Raw genomic sequence first — 255 nt, forward strand, 5'->3', positions numbered from 1 at the left:
TGCTGAGGGTACATTCGTGCTCCTCCGTTACTCTTTAGGAGGAGACCGCCCCCGTCAAACTACCCACCATACACTGTCCTCGATCCGGATAACGGACCTGAGTTAGATCGCCAATGATGTCAGGCTGGTATTTCAAGGTTGGCTCCACCGCATCTGGCGACGTGGTTTCAAAGCCTCCCAGCTAGCCTACACAGACAACATCAGCATCCAGTGTAAAGCTATAGTAAAGGTTCACGGGGTCTTTCCGTCTAGCCG

General features: G+C 52.9%; 1 rRNA gene. It reads right to left on the bottom strand.

The features are described from left to right. Positions 1 to 255, bottom strand: a 23S ribosomal RNA gene (locus R2R70_RS21580); the annotation flags it as partial.

Origin of the sequence: Cobetia sp. SIMBA_158, from assembly GCF_046566945.1 — a bacterium.
Classification (GTDB): Bacteria; Pseudomonadota; Gammaproteobacteria; order Pseudomonadales; family Halomonadaceae; genus Cobetia; species Cobetia amphilecti.